Below are 24,990 nucleotides of genomic sequence, written 5' to 3'. Positions count from 1 at the left end.
AGCGCGGACGAGCCGTTGGGCCTGGGGCGGAGACCTCTCCGATGGCCGCCCCCAGACGCCCACATCACGCCCGGTTGTGTGGGTTTGCCTGTGGGATCCCACACTCGCCTGGGGCGCTGACGGGCAGTATCGTGGGGTTTTTCGTCACGGCTGTGGATAGTCGGCAGCGCTGAAGCGGGCAACAACGGGGTAGAGTAGACAACCATGACTGAGCAGAACACACTGGCACAGATTGGTGTCGTGGGCCTGGCGGTGATGGGCTCGAACATTGCCCGCAATTTCGCCCGCCACGGCCACACCGTTGCGGTGTACAACCGCAGCACCGACAAGACCGAACACTTCATGGAGGCCTACGGCGCGGAAGGCCACTTCATCCCCTCGACCACCATTGAGGATTTCGTCGCCTCCCTGGAGCGGCCGCGCCGTGCACTGATCATGGTGCAGGCGGGCCCGGCAACCGATGCTGTCATCAACCAGCTCGCCGACGCGATGGAGCCCGGCGACATCATCATCGATGGCGGTAACTCCTTGTACACCGACACCATCCGCCGGGAGGCCGAGATGGCTGCCCGCGGCCTCAACTTCGTCGGCGCCGGTATTTCCGGCGGCGAGGAGGGCGCCCTCAACGGCCCGTCGATCATGCCGGGTGGCCCCGCAGCCTCCTACGAGTCCCTCGGCCCGCTGCTGGAGAGTGTGTCCGCCAAGGTCGATGGGGTGCCCTGCTGCACCCACATCGGTGAGGATGGTGCCGGCCACTTCGTGAAGATGGTGCACAACGGCATCGAGTACGCCGACATGCAGGTCATTGGTGAGGCCTACCACCTGCTGCGCTACGCGGCCGGCATGGAGCCCGCCGAGATCGCCGAGGTGTTCAAGGAGTGGAACAAGGGCGACCTGGATTCCTACCTCGTGGAGATCACCGCCGAGGTGCTCAGCCAGGTCGATGCGAAGACCGGCAAGCCGCTCGTCGACGTCATCGTCGACTCCGCCGGCCAGAAGGGCACCGGCCGCTGGACGGTCAAGACCGCCCTCGACCTGGGTATCCCCGTCACCGGTATCGGTGAGGCCGTGTTCGCCCGCGCCCTGTCCGGCGCCCGGGAGCAGCGCGCCGCCACCATTGGGGTGCTGCCCTCCGGCGACCTGGTGACCACCCCGATCGCCGACCGTGAGGCCTTCGTCGAGGATGTGCGCCGCGCACTCTACGCCTCGAAGCTGGCGGCCTACGCCCAGGGCTTCGACGAGATCACCGCCGGTTCCAAGGAGCACGGCTGGGATGTTGACCCCCGCGACCTGGCCACCATTTGGCGTGGCGGCTGCATCATCCGCGCGAAGTTCCTCAACCGCATCGTCGACGCCTACAACACCAACCCGGAGTTGCTGTCGCTGCTGCTGGACCCCTACTTCCGCTCCGAGATGGAGGGCCTGGTGGATTCCTGGCGCCGCGTCGTGGTCGCCGCCACCCAGCGGGGCCTGCCGATCCCGGTATTCGCTTCCTCCCTGTCCTACTACGACTCGCTGCGCGCGGAGCGCCTGCCCGCGGCCCTCATCCAGGGCCAGCGCGACTTCTTTGGCGCGCACACCTACGAGCGTGTCGATGCCCCCGGCCACTTCCACACGCTGTGGAGCGGTGACCGAACTGAGGTTGACGCCTAAGTGACTACCTTCCGGGATCTCGGTCTCCCCGAGGAGATCTGCCGCGAGCTGCGCTCCCAGGGCATCACCGAGCCCTTCCCCATCCAGGCAGAAGCCATCCCCGCCGCACTCGCCGGCCGGGATGTGCTCGGCCGCGGGCCGACCGGCTCCGGCAAAACCTTCACCTTCGGCCTGCCGATGCTGGCCCGGCTGGCTGCCAGTGGCGCGAGCCGCCCGGGGCGCCCCCGCGGCGTCGTGCTGGTGCCCACCCGCGAGTTGGCCGCCCAGGTCAGCCAGCGGTTGGCGGACCCGGCGGCAGCCCTCGGGCTGCGCGTGCTGGAGGTCGTCGGCGGCGTCAACATCAAGCGCAACATCACCTCCCTGGCCGCGCCGGTCGACCTGCTGGTCGCCACCCCGGGCCGCGCCCAGGATCTCCTCAACCAGAAGATTCTCAGCTTCGCGGCGGTGGAGGTGTGTGCCCTCGACGAGGCCGACCAGATGGCGGACATGGGCTTTTTGCCCCAGGTGCGCCGCCTGCTTCAGGCCATGCCGCGCGACGGGCAGCGCTTGCTGTTCTCCGCGACCCTGGACGGGGACATCACCACCCTGGTCGACGAGTTCATGGACGATCCGGTGACGTTTTCCACGGCACCCGCCCAGGCGACCGTCGACCGGATGGAGCACTACCTCCTCCACGTCGCCGACCGGCCGAGCCGGTTTGCGGTGGTGGAACGGATCGCCGCCCGTGAGGGCACCACGATCATGTTCATGCGCACCAAGCACGCCGTCGACCGGCAGGTGAAGAAGCTGCGCCGGGCGGGTATTAACGCCGCCGGCCTGCACGGCGATAAGGGCCAGGGTGCCCGCACCCGCGCCATCGAGGGCTTCCAGAACGGCGATGTGCCGGTCCTCGTGGCGACGGATATCGCCGCCCGCGGCATCGACGTCGCAGGTGTCGACCTCGTGGTCCATATTGATCCCCCGGCGGAGCACAAGGCCTATGTGCACCGGGCGGGCCGCACGGCCCGCGCGGGCGCAGGCGGTACCGTCGTCACCCTGGTGATGCCGGAGCAAACCAAGGACGTCGAGGCACTGTGCCGCGCGGCTGGTATTTCGCCTGCCGAGTACGAGGTGGATGCCGACTCCGCAATCCTCGGTGAGCTCATGGGTGCCCGCCACGCCAGTGGTCCCGCGTTGGCGCCGTTCGGCGCGCCCGCCGGCACCCCGGCCGCAGGTTCCGGCCGCGGCCAGGGGTCGAAGACACGCGGGCAGCGCCGCTCTCGCGACTCCCGCAGCGCGGATCGTGAGGCTGCGGGGTCCTCCCCCGGCCGCGGCCGGGGTCGCGCGCGGCGCGCTGAGGAGTCCTCGGCCACGCAGTCCCCGCGGGGCCGTCGTCGCAACACCAGCGCGCAGCCGCCCGCGCAGGCCCCCGAGCAGCAGGCCAGTAGTACTCCCCGCGGCCGCCGGCGGACGAAGCCGGTGCAGGTGCGTGCCGACGGCAGCGCCGTGGGCGACAAGCACGGCACCCGGCCGCGTCGCCGCCGCCGCTTCTAGCGCTGCTGCCGGCCAGGCGGGCGTGACAGCTGGTATCCCGGCTGTGTCCCCCTGGCCCGGCACCGGCGTGCGGCGTCGTGGACGGTTTGTTTTTCTTTCACTTTTTCTAGCGAGTTCTTCTTTCATCCCCTTATGGACATCCTCATAGGCGTCTTTGCGCTCCTCGGGTTCGTTGCGCTCACAGCGGCGACGGGCGTGTTTGTGGCGATCGAATTCGCGCTCACCGGCATGGAGCGCGCCACCATCGACGAGCACGCCCGCAGCCGCGGCGATGCCCGCGCCCACGCCATCCAGCAGGCCCACAACAACCTCTCCTTTGAGCTGTCCGGCGCGCAGCTGGGCATCACGATGACGACGCTGGCGACCGGTTTCCTCGCGGAACCGGTGCTCTCGCAGTACTTCCGCCCGCTGCTCGAGTGGGCGCACCTGCCGGCCGATGTGGCCCGCACGGTCGCATTGGCTTTGGCGATGGTCGTGGCCACCTTGCTGTCGATGGTGTACGGCGAGTTGGTGCCGAAGAATTTCGCGATCACCGACCCGTTGCGCGTCGCCCGGCTCACGGTGCTGCCGGTGCGCGCCTTCAACCGGGTGTTCACCTGGTTTATTAAGGCCCTCAACGCGTGCGCGAATGCGGTGGTCCGCAAGCTCGGCATGGAGCCGGCGGAAGAGCTGGCGTCCGCGCGCTCCGCACAGGAGCTCGTGGCCCTGGTGCGTAACTCCGCCAAGCAGGGCGGGATTGAGGCCTCCCAGGCGGAGATGCTGGACCGCTCGCTGAAGTTCGGTGAGGCCACGGCGGAGGATTTCATGACGCCGCGCTCCACGATCGAGTACCTCGAGGTCGACGACACGGTGTCCGATCTGTTGACGCTGGCACTGTCGACCGGCCATTCCCGTTTCCCCGTGGTGGAGGGTGACCTCGATGCCACGGTGGGGGTGGTGCACGTCAAGGATGCGTTCGCGATTCCCGCGCCGAAACGCCCCCACGTGGCGGTGCAGCGCTTGGCGCGCCCGGTGCCGACGGTGCCGGCCTCCCTGGATGGTGATGCGGTGCTCGAGCGGGTGCGGTCCGCGGGCAGCCAGGTGGTGCTCGTCGCCGACGAGTACGGCGGCACCGCCGGCATCGTCACCATCGAGGACGTTGTCGAAGAGATTCTGGGCGCGGTCTACGACGAGTACGACGACGCCGACCAGGAGCGAGAAGTGCGCCGCATGGGCGCCTCCTTTGAGGTCGTCGGCCTCATGCGCGTCGACGAGCTCGCCGAGGAGGTGGGCTACACCCCACCGGAGGGCCCCTTCGAGACCCTCGGCGGGGTCATCATGGCGACCCTGGGCCGGATTCCGGCGGTGGGTGACACGGTGATCCTGCCGACCTCCGACCATGAGGTGCTCGACAATTTCGCGTCCGGGTATCACGGCCGCTGGCAGGCGCACGTGACGGAAATGGATGGCCGCCGCATTGAGCGCGCGGTGCTCACCCCCATCAGCGACGAGGTGGCCCAGCGGGCACTCGCGGAGGCGGAGTCTGCCGCCGCCCGCAGCGCCGAAGGAAAGGTGGGGTTCTAGACCATGGGTGGTATCACTGCCATTGCGCTGACCATCGTGCTGTTGTTGGTCAATGCGTTCTTCGTGGGCGCAGAATTTGCGCTCATTTCTTCCCGCCGGGACCGCCTGGAGGCGCTCATTGCCCAGGGCAAGACGCGGGCGCGGACGGTCATGGACGCCACGGAGCACCTGTCGATGATGCTCGCCGGCGCCCAATTCGGCATCACCATCGCCTCCCTGCTGCTGGGTAAGGTGGGCGAGCCGGCGATCGCGCACCTCATTGAGGGACCGGCGCATGCGCTCGGGCTCCCGGAGCAGCTGCTGCACCCGGTGGCGTTTGCGCTGGCGCTCGCGATCGTGACGTTCCTGCACATCATTGCTGGTGAAATGGTGCCGAAGAATATTGCGCTCGCCGGGCCGGAGTCGGTGGCGATGATGCTGGTGCCGGCGCACGTCATCTTCGTGCGCTTCACCCGCCCCATCATCGTTGCGATGAACTGGCTGGCGGGGGTAACGCTGCGGATGTTCGGCATTGAGCAGCGCGACGAGATGGATTCCACGGTCAACCCGAAACAGCTGGCCACCATGATTACCGAATCCCGCTCGGAAGGGCTCCTCGACGCCGAGGAGCACGCCCGGCTGAAAAAGGCCCTGCGCTCCGAAAACCGGCAGGTGCGGGAAGTGGTCGTGCCCCTGGCGAAGGTGCGCAGTCTCTCCTTCAACACCTCCGGGCCGACGCTTGCGCAGGTGGAGCGCGCCGTGGAAGAAACCGGCTACTCCCGCTTCCCCGTCGTCGGCGCCTCCGGGTCGTTCATCGGCTACGTCCACATCAAGGACATTTTGGACCGACTGGTCACCCCGAATGACCCCCACACGACGATTATTTCCCGCGCGGAGATCCGTACCCTGACCACCATCGATGGGCAGGACTCCCTCGACGAGGCGATGCGCAGCATGCGCCGCCGCAGCGTGCACATCGCCCAGGTGCGTGACAACGGGACGCTGCTGGGCATCGTCACCCTGGAAGACCTCATCGAGGAGTTCGTCGGTACTGTGCGCGACTGGACGCACGAGGACGACACCGCCCACTAATACTCGATAGGTTTCTCATCGCGGTACCCACCGGGCGCTGCCTGGGTGGCCGCCGCGTTCTCGTCGCTCGTCCGTGACTCCCCCGCCCCGAAAGGTGTGTGCTTGTGAATTCCTCCATCTCCGCGCTGCCGGTTGGCTCTGCCCCGCAGCGGCCGTGGCGGGTGCTCAGCGCGCAGGAGGCCGCCGCTGCCGCGGCCGCCCACGCCGCCCGCGTCGAGGGCTGGACCCGCGAGCATCTCGCCCGGCGTTCCCACGGGGATTCCCACCCCGTGTGGGACTTCCTCTTCGACTACTACTCGCTCAAGCCCGCCCAGCTGGCGCGCTGGCACCCGGGTGTGGGCACCGCCATCGCCGGGGAGGACCTGCGCGCCGCGTGGCGGGACTACCACGTCACCACCGCTGCCTGTGAGGGCGGCCGCCCGGGGGAACCGGTGACGGCCGTCGACGTGGCGGGCCTGTGGGCACGCCGGGGCGCATCCTTCGAGTTCATCGCGGATCTCTTCGCGGCAACCGAGTCGAATCCGGCGCACTTTGACTGCTTTGGGCTGCACGAGTGGGCGATGGTGTACCGCACCGATACTCCCCGGCACAGCCTGCCGCTGCGCTTGGGCGCCGTGGGCACCAATGCGGTCGTGGATTCCCACCAGGTGCGCTGCACGCACTTTGATGCGTTTCGTTTCTTTACTCCTGCCGCCCGCCCCCACAATGCCCGGCAGCTGACGCGGGACGACCAGATCTCCTGTGAGCAGTCGGGGTGCCTGCACGCCACGATGGATCTGCTCAAGTGGGCGTTGAAGCTGGGGCCGCTGGTGCCGGGCGAGGTGCTGTTGGATGCGTTCGCCCTGGCGCGCGATGCCCGGAGACTCGACATGGAGGCCTCCCCCTACGATTGCCGTGGATTGGGCTTCGGCGTCGTGCCGATCGAGACCCCCGAGGGCAAGGCGGAGTACGTGCGCCGCCAGCGGGCGCTCGCCGCCGAGGGCAGTCGCCTGCGCGCCCGGTTGAGTGCCGTCGTTGCCGAGGCACGCAGCCGCGCCGGACGCTGAGGTTCCGGGCGCGTCCGGGTGCGAGGAAAAATATTTTCCTTCGGCCCCCTTTTGGGCACGTATTCTTGCCCCATTTTTCGCGGCCGTTCCTGCGGTGATGGGGTGAAATGATTCCACCTGCGGATTCATGGCCGGACGAAAATGCTTTGGTGGGCCTTGTTGTCTTATCAGCGCAATGACACTATAGGCAACAAAGGGTGCAGTAGCACGGGTGCTGCAATAAACTTGGGCTGAAGAAAAAATTGAATCTGCGCCCCGCCCGCCGGCGATCCCGGCGAGCACCACGCGATCCGCAATCGGCCCAGTTCTGTGCAGGTCTTCGCCTACCTGCGGTCGCGCCTGCGGACACCGTTTTTTACGCCTTTGTGCCCGCGGTTGCGCGCGGCGTGGTTGCTCCTGGTGTGGGCATGTAAGGATTCACCGCCACCATTGGTGATATCTTATTGTGACGCTGATGCGAAACAGGCATCTGCGCTCTTTTGCCGAACACGCGGCACGCCCGCTGCCCGACGACGGTGGGCGCGATTCATCGACAGTGACCTGCCGAGTTCGGCACAGGAAGGACGTTGAGGACGCTATGTCACGCCACTCCAATGGCCGCGCCCAATTCCGCGTCGCACTGTGGCCCATCGTGACGCTTGTGGTGGTCACCGCCCTCGTCGCGAGCGTCATCGGCTGGATGTCCCTGCGCAATTCCGCCCGCGCGGAACACGCCGCCACGGCGGCATGCTCGGAAGGCAATCTCAACCTGCCGGTGTACTCGGATGCCCGCCAGAACGTTGTCGATCAAATCCTGCGGGCCTATTCGTCTTCTGCTCCCCGCTCCGGGGACTATTGCGTGACGGCGGTCCGCGTGGAATCCCTCGCAGAGGCTGCCATCGTCATTTCCTCCGCGCCCACGGACGCCCTGGAGTCGACTATTACCTCCGCGCAGCGTGCAACCGCCACCAGCGAGAACCGCTGGCCGGTGGCGTTCTGGGAGTCTGTGGTGCTCGCCGCCTACCGGCCGCAGAACTTCCCCACCTGGACGGCCGCCCGCGAGGACGCCTACATCAACTCCGGTGAACCGGCCATGATTCAGGCGTTGGCCGCCGCAGTATTGGCCGACGGGGACCGCGCGGCCGCGGAAGCACTCCTCAAGGACCGCCGTCGTCCGGCCGCAGGGCTGAGCGATGCCCCGCTCGCCATGGGCGAGACTGTCGTGGATGCGAAGGCCACCGCCGAAATCTTCGAGGACATCCAAGTCCCCTTCCGCGCGGTGCGGCTCACCCCGGCGGGATCGGTGTCGGAGAAGGAATCCCGCGCCGCCGCGACACTCGAGGACTTCCTGCGGGCCAATATTGCCCAGGAGCCCAACGACGCCACCGCCGCAGTCCTCGCCACGGCGGAAAGCATCTACCCTGCCGCCGCTTCCGCCGAGAGCCAGGCATCCAACAACACCACCGCCGCCCCGACGAGCGCGCCGACGCCTGACTCCGCGGCAACTCTCGCAGCCGTGGTCCTCGCACCCCGAGACTAAAGACCCCACCACCGCCCCTGGGAGAGGCCGCTACCCCGGATCCCCTTGGGCCAGGACCCACACGCGCAAGCCGCTCCCCCAAACCCGGCACCACAGTCGTGGCCACGGCGGTCACTCCTGCCACCCGCAGACCCACCTGCTTTGCACCAGCGAACACCCCACGGCCATCAACGTGGGCGGTGCGCGGATCGTCCCCACTCTGCCGCACGCCTCGACCCCGCACAGCAGGCATCCCGGGATGCTCACCTAGTCGCGCATGGACCCGTGTGCAGCATGCACAAATGCCGCATCGCCACGGTGGGAGAAACCGTGGCGATGCGGCAAAGAAAACGAAGGAACGCTGAAGCGCGAGGCAGTGGCTGGGGCACTGTGCGCCCAGCCCTGGCCGCACCCCACCGTGTGGGGTGGGGCTGAAATGTTAGGAGATCTTGCGGGCGGCGCGGCGCGCAGCCAACTCATCGTCCATGGGGGCTGCCGGCTGATCGATACGCTCCGAGGGGAAGGCGGAGATCGTGCCAGTGAGTTCACGCATGATGCCCGGCACGGCGATGCCGAACACGCCCTGACCGCCGCCGAGAAGGTCGATAACCTCCTCGTTGGAGCGGCACTCGTACACCGTCTTGCCATCAGACACGAGGGTGATCGTGGCCAGGTCGTGCACGCCGCGGTCACGCAGCTTGTCGACCGCCTGGCGGATGTTCTGCAGGGAGATGCCGGTATCGAGCAGGCCCTTGACGATCTTCAGCACGAGGATGTCTTTGAAGGAGTACAGGCGCTGGGAGCCGGAGCCACGGGCACCGCGCACGGAGGGCACGACCAGCTTGGTGCGGGCCCAGTAGTCGAGCTGGCGGTAGGTGATGCCGGCGACCTGGCAGGCAATCGGCACGCGGTAGCCAACCTCCTCGTCGGGGCCACTGGTCAGTTCACTGATATCGAACAGAGACTCCTGCACCGGGTGGTCGTGGCTCATATGTTTCTCCCTTACATGTGGTGTGTGTGGTGGACACGGTCTCGTCACCACCGCCAGCATCCAGTTCAGGCACGAAACGTGCGTGGGGGCGCTGGCGCGCACGACACCCAGCGTAGTGGAGCGCGCCCCAGGAACACCAGGTGGTGACGGAAGAAAGTGCACAGTGGCGCACTTCCCGGCGGTGTGCGTGACGGAGGTCAGAGTAACGAGCCGTGTGAACGTGCGCTGCGCGACACGCCCAAAACCTTCAACCTCAACTTGAAGCTTAAAGTCCCACGTCACAGTTGTCACATTCCGCCACACCAGCAACACCCCCGGACGGGTTCACCCCATCTCCACCGCGTCACGCGGCCGCAGCCACACCACTACATATGGACATCCGGAGAGAAAACACCACTAGGAACTCCCCCAGCACCCCGATATCCTGTGCGCCAAGAATCACAGCCACAGCACCCACCACGTGAAGCGGCGACAGGCCTCAGCACACCGAGAGACATCCGCGCGGACATCCACCGCGCGGGGCGACACTCTCAGGCCGAGGGCTAGTGCGGGCGGTTAAGCGTCGGACTCGGGATTGTCCGGCAACTCCTCAAACCCGTCCTCCATGCCAGCGATGAGCTCATTCTCATCGAAGCCAAGATTCTTCATCAGGTCAGCGAAGGAAGCATCCGCGGCCTCATCGCCGACCGCCGAATCGTGGTCCGCCACCGCGCGCGTGAGCTCCTCCGGATTCACCCAGGCGGAGAAATCGAAGGGCACACTGCCGGCGAAGAAGTCCAGCGGGATGCCGTACTGCTGCAACAGCGAGGGCGTGATGAGGATAGGGCACCCCACCGCACGCGCAAAAGCAATAGCATCACTCGGCCGCGCATCGATGAGATAGTCCGGGGCCATCGCTATGTAGGAGTAGGCCACGCCCTTGTTGTAGTCGGTGATCTGCACGTTCAGCGGATCCACGCCGCTTTGATCGGCGAAGTCCTTGAGCACATCCACCATGTCGGGACGCCGGTGACCACCGCCGGACTCGTGGGTGAGCACCTGCGCTGCGGCCTCGAGGGACACCCACAGGGGAAACAACACCTGGCGGCGAGTACTCACCAGCATCACGCAGGCGAAGCCTTCCGGCCCCACGTTGTGCACGCCGGCGTAAGCCACTTCCTCCGGGGCGTTCGCAGAACCCTGGCCGGAGGCCGAATCGTTGAGCTCACTCACCCGAACTGGCCTCGCAGTTCCTGCTTGACAATCCCGGCGTGCAGGGAGATCACCAGCGCGGAGAGCTCGGTGGCGAACTCCAGCGCACGCTCCTTCGCCGAGTCATCGCGGGAATGCGCCACCGGCTGAGCGACCTGGGAGATGACGTCAGCCTGACGCTGAGCGGCCAGCCGCAGAGTCTTCAGCATGCGCAGGTCCACGCCGAGCTCGTGCAGCTGGCAGGCCGTGGCCACGGTGCGCGCATCATCCTGGGTGAAAAACCCGCTGCTATCCGCGCGGATCACACCCAGCTTGGTCATCTCCCGCACGAACTCCACATCGACACCGGCGGTATCCGCAACATCCTTGTCAGTGAGCAGCGCAGGCGCGGCGGGGCGCATCTGCTCCGCGCCGACGAGCGGCACGACCCCACCGAGCTGGGTGACGCCGGCGGCATCCTCGGCGGCAAGCCGCTCGCGGATCACCTTGAGCGGAAGGTGCTGCTCCTTTTGCAGCAGCAGCACCCGACGCAGGCGCGTCAGGTCCTCCTGGCTGAAGCGGCGGTAGCCCGAGGGGGTGCGCTTCAACGACAGCAGGCCTTCGCTTTCGAGGAAGCGGATTTTGGAGACGCTGAGATCAGGGAACTCGCGCGACATTTGCTCCACGGCGTTGCCGATGGAGATCGTCGCGCCGGCGCGCTTCAACGGTTCGGCGGCGACGCCGTGTGCTCGAGCTGCAGACACTTCGGTGGTCGTCCCTTCAGATCTCAGGGGGAGGAAAAACAACAGGGTCCCCGCACCGCGCCCGCCGGTGCGTAGCGTGCGCACGGGCGGGTAGAGCGCGGGGGTGAAGCTTAGTGCTTCGGGCCGGCGAGGAACACCAGACGGAACTTGCCGATCTGGACCTCGTCGCCGGTGGACAGGGTCTCGGAGTCCTTCGGTTCACGGTTGACGTAGGTGCCGTTCAAGCTTCCCACGTCAACCACCTCAAACTCACCGTCGTTGACGCGGAATTCCGCGTGGCGGCGGGACACCGTGACGTCGTCGAGGAAAATGTCGCTCTCCGGGTGGCGGCCCACCGTGGTGGTGGCGCGATCCAGCAGGAAGCGGGAACCCGCGTTGGGGCCACGCTTCACGACGAGAAGTGCGGCACCCGCCGGCAGGTTTTCTGCACCGGTGGCTGCCGGCGCTTGGCTGCCCGACTCCATTTCCTTCAGCAGGTCCGCACGCAGGACACTGGTGGTCTCCATCTGCGGCGCAGGGGTCAGGTTTTCGCTCATGACGCTTCCTTTTCACATTGGGTGCCACCGAGAATCCCTCACCTGCCCACACTGCGGCCGCGGTACAGCGGCCAACACCCGGCGGGATCACCGTAAATCCGGGGCATGGGGTGCGGGACGTACTCGGTGGCACGTCGCGTTGTCACAGCAGCGGCCGCGCCGCCCACCGCACGGGATGACGGGGCGGGTGGCAGGCATGTGCCTGCCGGGGGGCGGGATGGGCCGTTGCGTATTACTGGTTATCTTAGCGCCTCCCCCGAACACACCGCCGGACCCCACAGCTGTCTAGGCCTCAGCCTTGTTTTCTCGTTCCTGGGGGTGGCGCTGGGGGTGCTGCGGGACGGTGGTCATGCGCCGAGTGTGTGGGGGAAGCGCAGGCTGCCTGCGCCACCGCCACGGCCCGGGCTGCACCGGGCTACACAGGGCCGCACGGGGCGAAAGGCACAGCCACGATCTCGCCCGCGGAGGCTGCGTGTGCCTACTCCTCGTCCTCGTCTCGGCCGCCGCGGCCAAACATCGCCGCAATCTTCTTCAGCGCCTTCTGCCCGTTGCTGGCGAGCGGGTTGTCGTTGACCATGTAGGTCCACGTGGAGCTCGGGCGGTGCAGGCCATGGTCGTCGAGGTGGGCACCCTCGGCGTCGATGGTGACGGTGGTGAAGGTCTCCACCGCCTCGTCCACAGCCCGCTGCGCGAGCTGCTTGAACTCGGTGACCGCGATGCGGTGGAACTCGTCGATGGGCGTTTCCCGGGCGATGGCGCGCAGGTGGATGGATTCGCGCACATCGTCCAGCATCGCCAGGTGCTCACTCCAGCCCTCATCGAGGTGGTAGAGCATGATGACGCGGGCGGCACGCACCAGGGTGTCGTGGTCGACGGTGGCCTGCAGCTCTGCGGCGCGCTGCGGGGCGCGGGCGGACAACTCCTCCCAGGCGGCCTCCGTATCCAGCAGGCGGGCGCGGCGCTCATCGATGATGACCCGTTGGTCGGAGATCAGCTTGTTGTACTTCCACGTCTGCGCGTGGATCTCCAGCAATTGGCCTTCGGTGACACGCTGGCAGTGGTTGATGAAGTCGTAGATGCGCTTGGAATCGATCCGCCCGTCGGCCTCCGGGTGGGCGGTGACCTGCTCGCCAGCGCCGCCGACGGTGACGACGTCATCCTCCAAGGAGACGAAGAACAGGGTGAGGCCCGGGTCGCCCTGACGGCCGGCCCGGCCGCGCAGCTGATTGTCGAGGCGGGCGGTGCGGTGGCGGCCGGTGCCGATGACGGCGAGCCCGCCGCGCGCCACCACCGCGTCATAGTCGGCCTCGTCGGCGCCGCCGAGTTTGATGTCGGTGCCGCGGCCCGCCATCTGCGTCGACACGGTCACCCGTCCCAAGTCGCCGGCTTCGGCGATGATGGTGGCTTCCTCCGCGTCGTTTTTCGCGTTGAGGACATTGACCTCGATGCCGCGGTCCGCGAGCGCAGCCGCGAGCTCCTCCGACTCGGCGACGTCGTGGGTGCCGACGAGCACCGGGCGGCCCTGGCTGTGCAGCAGGGCGATTTCCTCCACGATGGCCCGGTTCTTGTCCTCCAGGGTGGCGTACACCCGGTCCTGCTCGTCGAAGCGCTGCAGCTCGTGATTGCGGTCGATGACGCTGACGCGCAGGTTGTAGAACTGCCGCAGCTGGTCGGTGGCCTCCACCGCGGTGCCGGTCATGCCGCACACCATGGGGTAGCGCCCCATGAGCGCCTGCAGAGTGATCGTGTCGAGGATGCGGCCCGAGTCGCTGACGGCGAGCCCTTCCTTGGCTTCCACGGCGGCCTGCAATCCGTCCGGCCAGCGCTGCAGGTCCGCCACCCGACCACGGGAGGCGTCAATGAGCTGCACTTTGCCCTCGCGCACGATGTAATGCACGTCGCGCTGCACCAGCTCCTTGGCGTGCAGCGCCAGGTTGACCTGCACGAGCACATCCGCCATGTCCTCCTCGTAGAGGCTGTCGATGCCGAGCAGCTCCTCCACGCGGCGCGCCCCCTTGTCGGTGAGGAACACGTTGCGGCGATCAGCATCGGCGGCGTAGTGCTCCCCCTCGCTGAGCATCCGCACCACGGCGGTGACCTTGCCCGTCGGCGCCTGGCTCGCCTGATTGCCGGCGAGCACCAACGGCACGAGGGCTTCGTCGACGAGCACGCTATCGGCCTCGTCGACGATGGCGACATCCGCCCCGTGTTGCACGGCCTCACTGCGGTCGGTGATGAGCTGATCACGCAACACATCGAAGCCGATCTCTGCCACCGGGCCGTAGACGATATCGCGGGCGTAGATCTCGCGACGCTCGTCACTGGTGAGCTTCTCCCCAATCGCGCCCACACTCAGGCCAAAGAACTCCACCAGGGGGCGCATCCACTCGGCATCGCGCTGCGCCAGGTAGTCGTTGACGGTGATGGCGTGCACCGTCTTGCCCATGAGCGCAAAGCCGGTGGCGGCCATCGCCCCCACCAGGGTCTTGCCCTCACCGGTGGCCATGTGGACGACATCCCCCTCAAGCAGCCGCAGGGTGGCCTGCTGTTGCACGGGGAAGGGGCTGAGCCCCAGGGTGCGGCGGGAGGCCTCCCCCAGCACGGCGAGGAACCGCGCCGGGTCGCTCAACTGCCCCTGGGAGGTGGCCGCGTGGGCGGCGGCCACGAGGTCCTCATCGCTGGCGGCACTCAACTCGCCCGCCAGTGCCGTGGCGGATGCCACGATGCCCTGGCTGCGCTTTTGATTGCGACCACTCGAGTCGCCCAGTGCTTTCCAGAGCCAGTTCAAGCCTGCCATTGTTGCCTTCCCTCGGGGACGAAAAACGGTCCACCGCACCCGCGAGAGCACCAGCCAACAGGGGCGGCGTGCTCGCCGTGCGGAGGGGCGCGCGCCGAGCACGCCGTGTCCACTACGGTACCCACGCCAGCCGAGGCATGAGTGTTTGCCCTGCCCCCAGCGTGGGCACCCGCATGGCTGCCGCGCGCGGAAACCACCCGCGCGAGGAGACCACAACACCGGGCGCGGGGTGCGGCCACGCAGCGGCCGGGCGACCGGGAGATCGGCCGCAGGGGCCCCACGCCGCTGACGGTTGCGAAAATCACAGCGCCCACACCCCTGTTCCACCTTCCACACTCCACCGAGGCAGGTGGCGTAGTCGCCAGGGGTGGGTGTGCTGCAACGTGGGCAACCGGGGTGCGGCCTGTGCACGGTGCCGACGTGCGGAAAAAGCGCCGCGCGGATGCCCTGCGGCCCGCATCCCACCCGCCGCGCGCGGCCGGGGCGAGCCCCTCAAGCGCGCGTGTGGGTGCGCGCACGGGCCGGGCGTGTGGCGGGTGAGGGATGTGGCTGTGCGGGTGGAAACGCGCGGCAAGCGCTACCCCCGCGCCGCGGTTTATGGTGAACCAATGCGATCCATGAGCGCGAAGGTTCCCTCCAGCACTGGCCTCAGCATGGCCGCCACCATCGACCTGCCCGACGGCGAGCCGCGGGCCTGGGCACTGTTCTCCCACTGCTTCACCGGCTCCCGCTTCACCCCCGCCGCGGCCCGCGTGTGCAAGACCCTCGCGGAGCACGGCATTGCCTGCCTCCGCTTCGATTTCCCCGGGCTGGGGCAGTCGGAAGGCAACTTCGCGGAGACGTCCTTCAATGAAAACGTCCGCGACCTCGTGGCCGCCTACGAGTGGCTGCGCTTCCACCACGAGGCACCCCAGCTGCTCATCGGCCACTCGCTCGGCGGGGCGGCGGCCCTCAAGGCGGCCTCCCACATGCCGGAGCTCAAAGCCGTCGCCACCATCGGTGCCCCCTTCGACCCGGCGCACGCGGTGCTGCACTTCGCGGAGCACATCAGCGACGTCGACGCCCACGGCTCTGTGTGGGTCACCCTCGGTGGGCGTGACATTGAGATCTCCCGCCACTATTTGGAGGACCTCGCGGAGGTCAACCCCGAGGAGTACATCCACAAGCTGCGCCGCCCGCTGCTCATCCTGCACTCCCCGACCGACCAGACTGTCGGCATCGACAACGCGCAGAAGATCTTCATGGTGGCCCGCTACCCGAAGTCCCTGCTCGCGATCGACAAGGTGGATCACCTGCTCACCCGCCAGGGCACCGCACAGCGCGCCGCCGAGCTCATCCACACCTGGGCCGACGCCTACCTCACCCCCGCCGCGGCGACGACCTAGGGCCCGGCTCCCACGCCCGGCTGCACCAGCCCCGCACAGCACGTGTGGGGCTTTTCTGTGACCCCACACCCGCCGCCAGCGGCGCTGCCTCAGGACCAGTGCGTGCGGAAGAGCGTTTAGACTCACACGCGGACACACCCACCCACGCTTCACCCACAAGGACCCACCATGAGCACCCACAGTTTCCCCACCTTCGCCGACGACGACCGCTGCGCGTGCACCTCCACCGCAACGTTCGCCACCTGCTGCAAGCCCTACCTCACCGGCGAGAAAGTCGCCCCCACCGCCGTGGCACTCATGCGGTCCCGGTTTAGCGCCTTCGTCACCGGCAACGCCGACTACCTGCTATCGACCTGGTTGCAGGAAACAGCCCCAGAGACCCTCATGCTGGACCCGCGAGTGGAGTTCTACCGGCTCGACATCGTGGGTCACACCCAGGGCGGCCCCTTCGACACGATGGGCACCGTGCACTTCGAGGCGTTCTACCGTGTGGGCGACACCGTGGGCTCCCAGGTGGAGAACTCCACCTTCGGCAAGGCGGGGGGCCGCTGGTACTACATCGGCGAAGCCTAAACGCCCTCCGATCACGCCCACGGGCGGCGTTTTCCTCCCATGACCTGCCGATTAGTGCGCATACATCGGCATGTTGTAACCTATACCAGTCGCACGGCACGAAACGCTTGATGTTTCTTAGCGTGGGATGGTTACGGACTGTGGCGCAGCTTGGTAGCGCACTTGACTGGGGGTCAAGGGGTCGCAGGTTCAAATCCTGTCAGTCCGACCAGTAGAAAACCCCGGAAGGTTCACCCTTCCGGGGTTTTCGCATACCCACCTCCGCCCCTGCCCGCACCCGGGCGTCCGCACGGAATACTGGGCGAGCACGCGCGCCGGGTGCGCTGCTCCCCTGGCGGGTGGGCGTCTGCTCCTGCGGGGCTCACCGTGACTCGCCTGCGCGCTCCTGGCCCACGACACACCACCGCCCGCCGGCACGCTCACTGGATGTGTGAGGTGCGGGCGGGCGGTAGGGATCGGGCGCTGGTGCGTGGGTGCGCTGCGCGTTACTTGCGCTTGCGCTTTTCGCGCACCCGGACCGCGATGCGGACCGGGGAGCCTTCGAAGCCGAAGGTTTCCCGGAAACGGCGCTCCAGGTAGCGGCGGTAGCCGGCCTCAAGGAAGCCGGTGGTGAACAGCACGATCACCGGCGGGCGGGTGGACGCCTGGGTGGCGAACAGCACGCGCGGGAGGCGGCCGCCGCGCATCGGCGGCGGGTTCTGGGCGATGGTCTGCCGCAGCCAGTTGTTCAGCTGGCCGGTGGTGACACGCTGGTCCCAGGACTCGAGCGCTTCCAGCATGGCGGGCTCGAGGCGCTGGAGGGCGCGCCCCGTCTTGGCGGAAATATTGATCCGCCGCGCCCAGGGAATGTGGGCGAGCTGGAGGTCAATTTCCCGGTCGAGGAGTTCCCGCCGGTCCTCGTCCATGAGGTCCCACTTGTTGAAGGCGATGACGAGTGCCCGGCCGGATTCGATGATCATGTTGAGGACCTTCTGGTCCTGCTCACTGACGGGCTCCGAGGCGTCGAGGAGGAACACGCACACCTCGGCGGCGTCGATGGCGCTCTTCGTGCGGAGGCTGGCGTAGTACTCGTGGCCGGTGGCGTTTTTCACCTTGCGGCGCAGGCCTGCGGTGTCGATGAACTTCCACAGTTTCTGGTCGAGCTGCACGAGCGAGTCGACGGGGTCGACGGTGGTGCCGGCGACGTTATCGACGACGGAGCGTTCCTCGCCGGAGATTTTGTTCAGCAGGCTGGACTTGCCGACGTTCGGCTTGCCGACGAGCGCGACGCGGCGCGGCCCCTCCACGATGGAGGGGTGGCGGGGGTTGGCGGGGAAGGCTGCGACGACGGCGTCGAGGACGTCGGCGCCGCCGCGGCCGTGCTGCGCGGACACCGGGTAAGGATCGCCCAGCCCGAGGCCGTAGAACTCGGCCATGTCGCCGTACTGGGCATCCGAGTCGAACTTGTTGGCCACGAGGATGACAGGCACCTCGGAGCGCTGCAGACGGCGGGCCATGACCTCGTCGGTGGCGGTGATGCCGACTTTCGTGTCGACGACGAAGACGATGACGTCGGCGGTGGCCATGGCGGTTTCCGCCTGGCGGGCAATCGCCCCGTGGATGCCCTTCGCGTCCGGGTCCCAGCCGCCGGTGTCCTGCACCCAGAAACGGCGGCCGTTCCACTCAGCCAGGTAGGAAATCCGGTCGCGGGTCACCCCGGGGAAGTCCTCCACGACGGCCTCACGGCGGCCGAGGAAACGGTTGACGAGGGAGGACTTGCCGACGTTGGGGCGGCCGACGATGGCGACGGTGCAGAGGTTTTCCTCCACGATGCCGTCGGGCTCCACGCCGAAGGCGCGCTCCATTTCCTCCCACTGCTCCTCAGTGAAGTTCTCACCGAAGTCGGCCTCACCGAACTCGCTGTCGTCGAAGTCGGCGGCGTCGAGGACGCGGTACTCCTCCTCGCTGAGTTCCCGGTCTTCCGCCGCATCCCCATCCAGGCCCAGCGACTCGGCGTAGGCGTCGCAGGAATCCTCCACGATCGCCATCATCGTGTCGATGACCTGCTCAAGGGTCATCTCAGAGGAGTCGAGGACGTAGGCGTCCTCCGCCGGGGCCAAGGGGTTGGTGGCCCGGGTGGAGTCCAGGTGGTCGCGGCGCTCCACATCGGCAAACACCTCCTCGAAGGAGACGTCCTCGCCCTTGGCGAGAAGTTCCGCGTGGCGGCGTTCCGCCCGCACCCGCGCCGAGGCGGTGAGGAAGATCTTCGCCGGGGCGTCCGGGAACACGTTGGTGCCGATGTCACGGCCGTCGAGCACGCAGCGGCCCGCCTCCCGGGCGAGGCTGCGCTGCAGGGCGACCAAGTTGTCGCGCACCGCCGGGATAGCGGAGACGGCGCTGACTGCGCGGGTGACTTCTGCGGAGCGGATCTCCGCGGACACATCCTTGCCGTCGAGCAGCACCTCCCGGGACGCCGGGTCGTCGTTGACGACGAGCGGCAGCGCCGCCGTCGCCGCAACGACCGCCTCCGTATCAGCGGGGTCAATGCCCTGGTTGAGCACATGCAGGGTGGCCACCCGGTACATGGCACCCGTGTCGAGGTACTTGGCGGACAGTTCTTCGGCGATCGCCCGGCAGGCCGTGGATTTGCCCGCCCCGCTCGGGCCATCGACGGCCACGAGGAGACCAGTGTGCTCCCCGGGGAGGTCACGAGGATTTTCGATATTAAACATCACATTCCCACCGCCTTGTACAGGCTAGTCAGCTCAGCAGAGTTGAGCGCGCGGATAGTGCCGGGGGTCTGCTCCCCCAGCTGGACAGTGTGGATCTTGGTGCGCACGAGGCGCTCCACGGGATACCCCGCGGCTTTGAGCATGCGGCGCACAATGTGCTTGCGCCCCTCGTGCAGCTCCACACGCACGATGGACTTGCCCTGCCAGGTATCGACGATCTGGACATAGTCGGCCTTCGCCGGCCCATCCTCGAGCTCGATCCCGGCCTTGAGGGTGCGGATGAGCTCCCGGTCAGCCTCGCCGACGACGGTGGCCAGATAGGTTTTGGCCACCTCGTAGCGGGGGTGCATGAGCCGGTTGGCGAGCTCCCCGTCGTTGGTGAGCAGCAGCAGGCCCTCCGTGGCCGCGTCGAGACGACCCACGTGGAACAGCCGCTGGCCGGCGTCGAGCTTCTCGCCGACGATGTCGCCGACGCAGGGGCGGCCCATGTCGTCGCTCATCGTCGACTGGATGCCGCGCGGCTTGTTGAGCACGAAGTACACCATGTCTTCGTTGATGCGGACACGGGCACCATCGACGCGGACGATGGCGGTGTTCGGGTCGATCCGCAGGCCCTGGGTGGTGACGATACGTCCGTCGACCTCCACGCGGCCCTGCTCGATGAGCTTCTCCGCCATGCGGCGGGACGCCACACCAGCCTGGGCGAGCACCTTCTGCAGGCGCACCCCTTCACCGGAGGGTTCCACCTGGCGGGAGGAGTCGACATGCTGGTGGCGGGCGGGCTTGGCCTTGGAGACGTAAATGTCGGCGGCTTTGAGTTTGGTGCGCGGCGGACGCTTATCCGGTGTGCCGTCGCGGCGAGCGGGTGGGGTCACGTGAAAGTCCTCAATCTGTTCGGGGAAAAGTCTTCAGGCACCCCGCGCTGGCGGAGAAGCCCGTCTCCTGTGTCCACCCCACCAGCGCCGGCGCCCGCCAGTGCGCTACCCATCCAGGCGCGCAGCACACGGCGGTGCCGCCGCAGGCGAGAGGCAGCGGGGCGAAAATGCACACAGGCCAGGCCCGCCGCATTCTCATCACCGCGGCGTGACCTGGCCTGGACCACCCCCACTGGCAGGTGGTGGCCCCCTCCCGCCGCGTCTGCTCCCCCATCCTGGCTACCGCCAGGTGCCCGGCGCGCCGGCCACAAGACTTCGAGCGCACAAGCAGGGGGACAATGACGCGGCAGACGGAAAAAGGGTAGGCACCACCGCACGGGATGCGGGGTTCGTCATCGCAAGGTATTCACGCCGCATCGCTGCGGGGATTAGAAAACAGGAAAAATGCAGGAAAAATGTCAGTGTGCGCCATAGCAGACACCGGGCGCACGCACTCGTCACCTGCAACCGCGCCTTGCGGCACGGTATTCCAGGGTGAGTGTGCGAGTGGTCCCGGTGGGAGCATCCACGCCCCAGGCTTATGGCCACAGGCGTGCGCGCACTGAATGTCTCCACCCTAGTCGAGGGTGAGCAGCGGTGTCACGTCCAGTGCCTGCTGGCGCACCATGGCGGCGAAGGCCTCCGGGGGCAGGGTGCCGGAGTTCTCCGGCAGGCACCCGAGCAGCGGTACCCCGGTGACGATGGGGAATTCGTCGAGGTTCAGCCGGGTGGCCAGGTCTGGTTCCTGGGGCAGGGATCCGCCTACGAGCCCGAGGGTGTTCACCCCACGGCGGGCGGCTGCTTCCACGGTGAGCTCTGCGAGGTTGAGGCTGCCCAGCCCCGTGGAGGTCACGACGAGCAGCGGGGCGCCGAGCTCGGCCGCCAGGTCGGCGATCGTCCAGTCGTCGGCGATGCGGACGAGCAGGCCGCCGGCGCCCTCCACGAGGGTGATCTGGTGCGGGGGTGCTTGCTCGACGGTGCTGCGGATGTGGGCGGCGACATCACCGAGTGTCAGCTGCGGCATGCCGGCCCGGGTGGCAGAGAGGTTCGGTGCGAGCGGCTCCGGGTAGCGGGCGCACTCGTCGGTGGTGATGACTCCCCCGGAGAGGTGCTCGGCGGTAAACCGGTCCCCGGATCCTTCCGGTTCGCCGGTTTGGGCGGGTTTGATGACGTGCACGGCCAGGCCTGCGTCGTGCAGTGCGACAGCGAGTGCTGCGGTCACGATGGTTTTGCCGACGTCGGTGTTGGTGCCGGTGATGACGACGATGGGGTGGGTGGGGGTTGCCATGGTGAACAACCAGGTCCTTTCCGCGACTGGAGTGAAAGTGGAGGAAGCAGGGGATACGCACAGGGAGATGCCACAAGGGAAGGCGGCTTATGCTGCCGCGCACAGGTGGCGCGCGCGTGCGCGCATCCGGCCTTTAAGCGCCGGGGGTGCGCTGTGCCGCCACGGCGGCGTGGATGGCTGTGCAGATGGTGGCGACCTCGTCGGTGGTGCTGATAAACGGCGGCATCGTGTAGATGAGCTTGCCGAAGGGGCGCAGCCAGACTCCGTGGGCGACGGCGGCGTCCGTCGCGGCCCGCATGTCGCAGGGCTCGACGAGTTCGACGACGCCGATGGCCCCGAGGACGCGGACGTCGGCGACCCGGGGGTCGTGGCCGAGGTCGGCGAGCCCTGTGCGCAGTTCCTCGCTGATGCGGGCGACGAGGGGTTCCCAGTAGCGGCTGCGGACGAGGTCGACGGCGGCGGCCGCTGCCGCGCAGGCCAAAGGGTTGCCCATGAAGGTGGGCCCGTGCATGAGTGCCCCGCCGCCGGCGGGGGTGTCGATGGCGGCGGCGATGGCGTCGGTGGCGAGGACTGCGGCAAGGGTCATGCTGCCGCCGGTGAGTGCTTTGCCGACGCAGAGGATGTCGGGGGTCACGCCGGCGGCTTGGGTGGCAAACATGGCCCCGGTGCGGCCGAAGCCCGTGGCGATTTCGTCGGCGATGAACACGAGCCCGTAGCGGTCGCAGAGGGCGCGGACGCCGGCGACGAGTTCCGGGTCGTGGAAGCGCATGCCGCCCGCGCCCTGCACGATGGGTTCGATGATGATGCCGGCGATGCGGTCGTCGATGAGTTCTTCCATCGCGGCGAGGTATGCCTGGTGGGCCTCCGGGGCGCTGCCGGCAACAGGCGGGGCGGGGGCGAAGACTTGCTCGGCGAGAACGCCGCGCCACAGGGAGTGCATGCCGCCGTCGGGGTCGCACACGCTCATGGGGCCGAAGGTGTCGCCGTGGTAGCCGCTGCGCCAGGTCAGCAGCTTCGTGCGTTCCGGATGGCCTGTGCCGCGCTGGTATTGGAGGGCCATTTTGATGGCGACTTCGACGCTGACGGAGCCGGAGTCGGCGTAGAAGATTTTCGTCAGTGGCTCGTCGGTGATGTCCAGGAGGAGTTCCGCCAGGCGTACGGCGGGCTGGTGGGTGAGCCCGCCGAACATCACGTGGCTCATGGTGTCGATCTGGGCGTGCATGGCGGCAGTGATCTGTGGGTGGGAGTGCCCGTGGGCGGCGGCCCACCAGGAGCTCATGCCGTCGATGAGGCGTCGCCCGTCAACGCAGGTGAGGTACACCCCCTCCGCGGAGGCGATGGGCAGTGGGTCCATCGCGGCCGGGGTGGGACTGTAGGGGTGCCAGAGGTGCCGCTGGTCGAAGGCAGCCAGGTCGGCAGCCAGCACTTCAGGGGACATCCCTGCCGCCGGCGCGGCGAAGGGGCTGGTCGCGGGAGTGGGTGAGGATGCGGGGTGAGTCATGTCTACGGGTGGGGTGAGGGGAATATACAGAGCGCACACGGATCCCAAAGAGCACAGTGGGCGCAGTGTGCGCAGTGGCCAGGCACGGCGGGCAGGATCGTTGGGAGACCAACCCGGCCGCTACCAAACACCGTTCAAGTATACGGCGGGTGATACGTTCCCGCCTCTGTTTTCCCACCCCTTTTTCTCCCCCACGACTACCCCCACGCCACCGCCCGGCGCGCACCGACGTGCCGCACCCCCTTGGTCGCGGCGGCCGCCGTTAGAGGACGTCGTCGATCGCATCCACCTCCGGCAGCAACGGGGCCAGGTTCGGCAGCACCGACAGGTCGGGGATGTCCAACAATTCGAGGAACAACTCCGTCGTGGCATACAGGTGCGCGCCCGTCGAGGAGTCGGTCTCTACTTCCTTCACCAGCCCCCGCAGCATGAGCGTGCGCATGACACCGTCGACGTTGACGCCGCGGATCGCGGCCACCTGGGCGCGGGTGACGGGCTGCCGGTAGGCGACGACCGCCAGTGTTTCCAGTGCTGCGCGGGTGAGCTTCGTGTGGGAGCCGCCCAACAGCAGCCGTTCGACAGCATCGGCGTTGGCCCGGCGGGTGTACAAGCGCCAGCCTTCGGCGTTCTCGCTGAGCTCGAAGCCGCTGCCGCGTTCATCAAACTCGCGGGCAATATCGACGAGGACCCCGCGCACCGTGGCTTCCGGGGCGTCCGTGGCGCGCGCCAATGCCGCCACCGTCACGGGGGAATCGGTGACCAGCAGCACCGATTCAATCCGGGAGCGCAGCCGGGAGACCACCGGCAGCCCTTGGGGCGCGGGCGTGTGCGCCAGGGGTTCCACTGGCGCTGCGGCGGGAGCCTCCAGGGTGAACTCCGCCCCGGGGGCGGAGGTTCCGGGGGCGGGGGACGCGTCAGTGGTGTGGGGCTGCTCAGTCACAAACGACCAGTCTAGATGGCTGCCCGCACCACCCGCTTCCCCAGCCCCGCACCCGCGTGGCGCTGCGGCGCCCGCGCAGACCCCACGGGTGTTACGGCCGCCTGCGACTAGGTGGCAATCGGCTGCTGGGAGTCGGCGCTGCCCCACTGGGACCACGACCCGTCGTAGACCACCAGGTCCTCCCACCCGGCCAGGCGGGCGCCGAGTGCCGTCACGCAGGCCGTCACGCCAGAACCACAGCTGAACACCAGCTGGGTGGCGTCGCCCACCTGGGCGGCAAAAATCTGGCGCAGCTGCACCGCAGGCAGGAACGTCCCGTCCTCAGCAAACAGGGTTTCAAAGGGCACATTCACCGAGCCCGGGATGTGGCCCGCCCGCATATGGGGGCGGGGCTCCGGGGCCACCCCGGCGAAGCGGCCCGCACTCCGGGCGTCCACCACCGCCGACGCGGAGCGCGCCAGCGCACGCTCCACACCACGGATATCGGTGAACAGCTCCGGGCGGGGCTGTGCAGAGATCTCCCCACCGGCTACCCCCGCGTCCTGCGGGGTGGCGATCGGGGCGGTCGCCCCACCCGCAGCCACCCAGGCGGGCAACCCGCCGTCCAGCACGAACACTGTGCGCAGCCCCGCGGCCTGCGCGAGCCACCACACCCGGGGGCTGACCACCACACCGTGGCGGTCGTAGACCACCACCACCGAATCGTCACTGATACCGCACGCGGCGAAGGGGGCCTGCACATCCGCCGGCACGGTGTGGGGAAACTCGGCGTCAGCCTCACTGAACTCGGCCTCAATGTCGGCCAGCAGCGCGCCGGGAATCCCCTCCTGCAGGGCGCGGGCAGGGTTACCCATGGAGGCGCACAGCACCACCAGGCGGGAGGGATCCTCAGCGAGCATCTGCTGCAGCGCGGCGGCGGTGATCAGCGGCGGCACACTGGAATCCAGGGCGGTCGGGGTGGGTGCACCTGTGTTGTTCGTCGTCATGGACCACACCCTACCGAGACAACCCTGCCCACGGCAGGGAAACCGGGAAAAATTGTGCGCCCCCTTGTTT

18 protein-coding genes, 1 tRNA gene and 1 pseudogene are annotated in these 24,990 nt (G+C 67.9%); 9 read left to right on the top strand and 11 right to left on the bottom strand.

Annotated elements, in window-relative coordinates:
* Positions 1-204: 204 nt before the first annotated feature.
* The 6 genes from gndA (at position 205) to C1Y63_RS02845 (ending at position 8,385) form a co-directional block, all read left to right on the top strand.
* Complete coding sequence (gene gndA, locus C1Y63_RS02870) at positions 205-1,653, top strand: NADP-dependent phosphogluconate dehydrogenase (protein WP_106014961.1); 1,449 nt, start codon at positions 205-207, stop codon at positions 1,651-1,653.
* Positions 1,654-3,186, top strand: coding sequence for a DEAD/DEAH box helicase (locus tag C1Y63_RS02865; protein ID WP_106014960.1), 1,533 nt, complete (start codon positions 1,654-1,656; stop codon positions 3,184-3,186).
* A gap of 132 nt (positions 3,187-3,318) precedes the next feature.
* The gene (locus C1Y63_RS02860; RefSeq protein WP_106014959.1) at positions 3,319-4,749 is read left to right on the top strand and encodes a hemolysin family protein; all 1,431 of its coding nucleotides are present in this window, start codon (positions 3,319-3,321) and stop codon (positions 4,747-4,749) included.
* Positions 4,750-4,752: 3 nt separating this feature from the next.
* Positions 4,753-5,820 carry a hemolysin family protein gene (locus C1Y63_RS02855; protein ID WP_106014958.1) on the top strand — a complete coding sequence of 356 codons (1,068 nt, stop codon included), beginning with the start codon at positions 4,753-4,755 and terminating at the stop codon, positions 5,818-5,820.
* Positions 5,821-5,924: 104 nt separating this feature from the next.
* Entirely contained in the window at positions 5,925-6,866 is a 942-nt protein-coding gene (locus tag C1Y63_RS02850; RefSeq protein WP_233195546.1) for a 3-methyladenine DNA glycosylase, read from the top strand.
* Between the two features lie 577 nt (positions 6,867-7,443).
* Positions 7,444-8,385: a hypothetical protein gene (locus C1Y63_RS02845; protein ID WP_106014957.1), complete on the top strand. Its 942-nt coding sequence runs from the start codon at positions 7,444-7,446 to the stop codon at positions 8,383-8,385.
* A gap of 418 nt (positions 8,386-8,803) precedes the next feature.
* Here C1Y63_RS02845 and C1Y63_RS02840 read toward each other — a convergent pair whose 3' ends face one another.
* The 5 genes from C1Y63_RS02840 to secA2 form a co-directional block, all read right to left on the bottom strand.
* Positions 8,804-9,355 (bottom strand): MerR family transcriptional regulator, encoded by a 552-nt coding sequence (locus C1Y63_RS02840; RefSeq protein WP_106014956.1) that lies wholly within the window; start codon positions 9,353-9,355, stop codon positions 8,804-8,806.
* Positions 9,356-9,910: 555 nt separating this feature from the next.
* Positions 9,911-10,567 carry a bifunctional nuclease domain-containing protein gene (locus C1Y63_RS02835; RefSeq protein ID WP_106014955.1) on the bottom strand — a complete coding sequence of 219 codons (657 nt, stop codon included), beginning with the start codon at positions 10,565-10,567 and terminating at the stop codon, positions 9,911-9,913.
* Positions 10,564-11,289, bottom strand: a complete 726-nt coding sequence (locus C1Y63_RS02830; RefSeq protein ID WP_233195545.1) for a MerR family transcriptional regulator — start codon at positions 11,287-11,289, stop codon at positions 10,564-10,566. The genes C1Y63_RS02835 and C1Y63_RS02830 overlap by 4 nt, the downstream gene beginning before the upstream one ends.
* 110 nt (positions 11,290-11,399) lie before the next feature.
* On the bottom strand, positions 11,400-11,825 hold the full coding sequence (odhI, locus tag C1Y63_RS02825; RefSeq protein ID WP_106014954.1) for an oxoglutarate dehydrogenase inhibitor Odhl: 426 nt from the start codon (positions 11,823-11,825) through the stop codon (positions 11,400-11,402).
* 478 nt (positions 11,826-12,303) lie between these two features.
* The gene (secA2, locus tag C1Y63_RS02820) at positions 12,304-14,622 is read right to left on the bottom strand and encodes an accessory Sec system translocase SecA2 (protein WP_106014953.1); all 2,319 of its coding nucleotides are present in this window, start codon (positions 14,620-14,622) and stop codon (positions 12,304-12,306) included.
* Between the two features lie 608 nt (positions 14,623-15,230).
* Here secA2 and C1Y63_RS02815 point away from each other — a divergent pair.
* The 3 genes and pseudogenes from C1Y63_RS02815 to C1Y63_RS02805 form a co-directional block, all read left to right on the top strand.
* Positions 15,231-15,986, top strand: a pseudogene (locus C1Y63_RS02815) (alpha/beta hydrolase family protein); the annotation flags it as partial.
* A 189-nt stretch (positions 15,987-16,175) separates the two neighbouring features.
* Complete coding sequence (locus tag C1Y63_RS02810) at positions 16,176-16,580, top strand: YchJ family protein (RefSeq protein WP_106014951.1); 405 nt, start codon at positions 16,176-16,178, stop codon at positions 16,578-16,580.
* 134 nt (positions 16,581-16,714) lie between these two features.
* Positions 16,715-16,791, top strand: a tRNA-Pro gene (locus C1Y63_RS02805).
* A gap of 274 nt (positions 16,792-17,065) precedes the next feature.
* Here C1Y63_RS02805 and der read toward each other — a convergent pair.
* The 6 genes from der to C1Y63_RS02775 all read right to left on the bottom strand — a co-directional run bounded on the left by der (position 17,066) and on the right by C1Y63_RS02775 (position 24,920).
* Entirely contained in the window at positions 17,066-19,291 is a 2,226-nt protein-coding gene (der, locus tag C1Y63_RS02800) for a bifunctional cytidylate kinase/GTPase Der (RefSeq protein WP_106014950.1), read from the bottom strand.
* Positions 19,291-20,094 (bottom strand): pseudouridine synthase, encoded by an 804-nt coding sequence (locus tag C1Y63_RS02795; RefSeq protein WP_369831011.1) that lies wholly within the window; start codon positions 20,092-20,094, stop codon positions 19,291-19,293. The genes der and C1Y63_RS02795 overlap by 1 nt, the downstream gene beginning before the upstream one ends.
* Before the next feature lie 688 nt (positions 20,095-20,782).
* Entirely contained in the window at positions 20,783-21,493 is a 711-nt protein-coding gene (gene bioD, locus C1Y63_RS02790) for a dethiobiotin synthase (protein ID WP_106014948.1), read from the bottom strand.
* Between the two features lie 133 nt (positions 21,494-21,626).
* A complete protein-coding gene (locus C1Y63_RS02785) occupies positions 21,627-22,931 on the bottom strand; it encodes an adenosylmethionine--8-amino-7-oxononanoate transaminase (RefSeq protein WP_233195553.1) in 1,305 nt (434 codons plus the stop codon).
* 325 nt (positions 22,932-23,256) lie between these two features.
* On the bottom strand, positions 23,257-23,796 hold the full coding sequence (scpB, locus tag C1Y63_RS02780; RefSeq protein ID WP_106015032.1) for an SMC-Scp complex subunit ScpB: 540 nt from the start codon (positions 23,794-23,796) through the stop codon (positions 23,257-23,259).
* 245 nt (positions 23,797-24,041) lie between these two features.
* Positions 24,042-24,920 (bottom strand): sulfurtransferase, encoded by an 879-nt coding sequence (locus C1Y63_RS02775; protein ID WP_106014946.1) that lies wholly within the window; start codon positions 24,918-24,920, stop codon positions 24,042-24,044.
* Between the last annotated feature and the right edge of the window lie 70 nt (positions 24,921-24,990).

This window comes from Corynebacterium sp. 13CS0277, assembly GCF_002994655.1.
GTDB lineage: Bacteria > Actinomycetota > Actinomycetes > Mycobacteriales > Mycobacteriaceae > Corynebacterium.
Note: the sequence above shows the minus strand (reverse complement) of the source record. Positions and strands in the feature narration are given on the sequence as shown.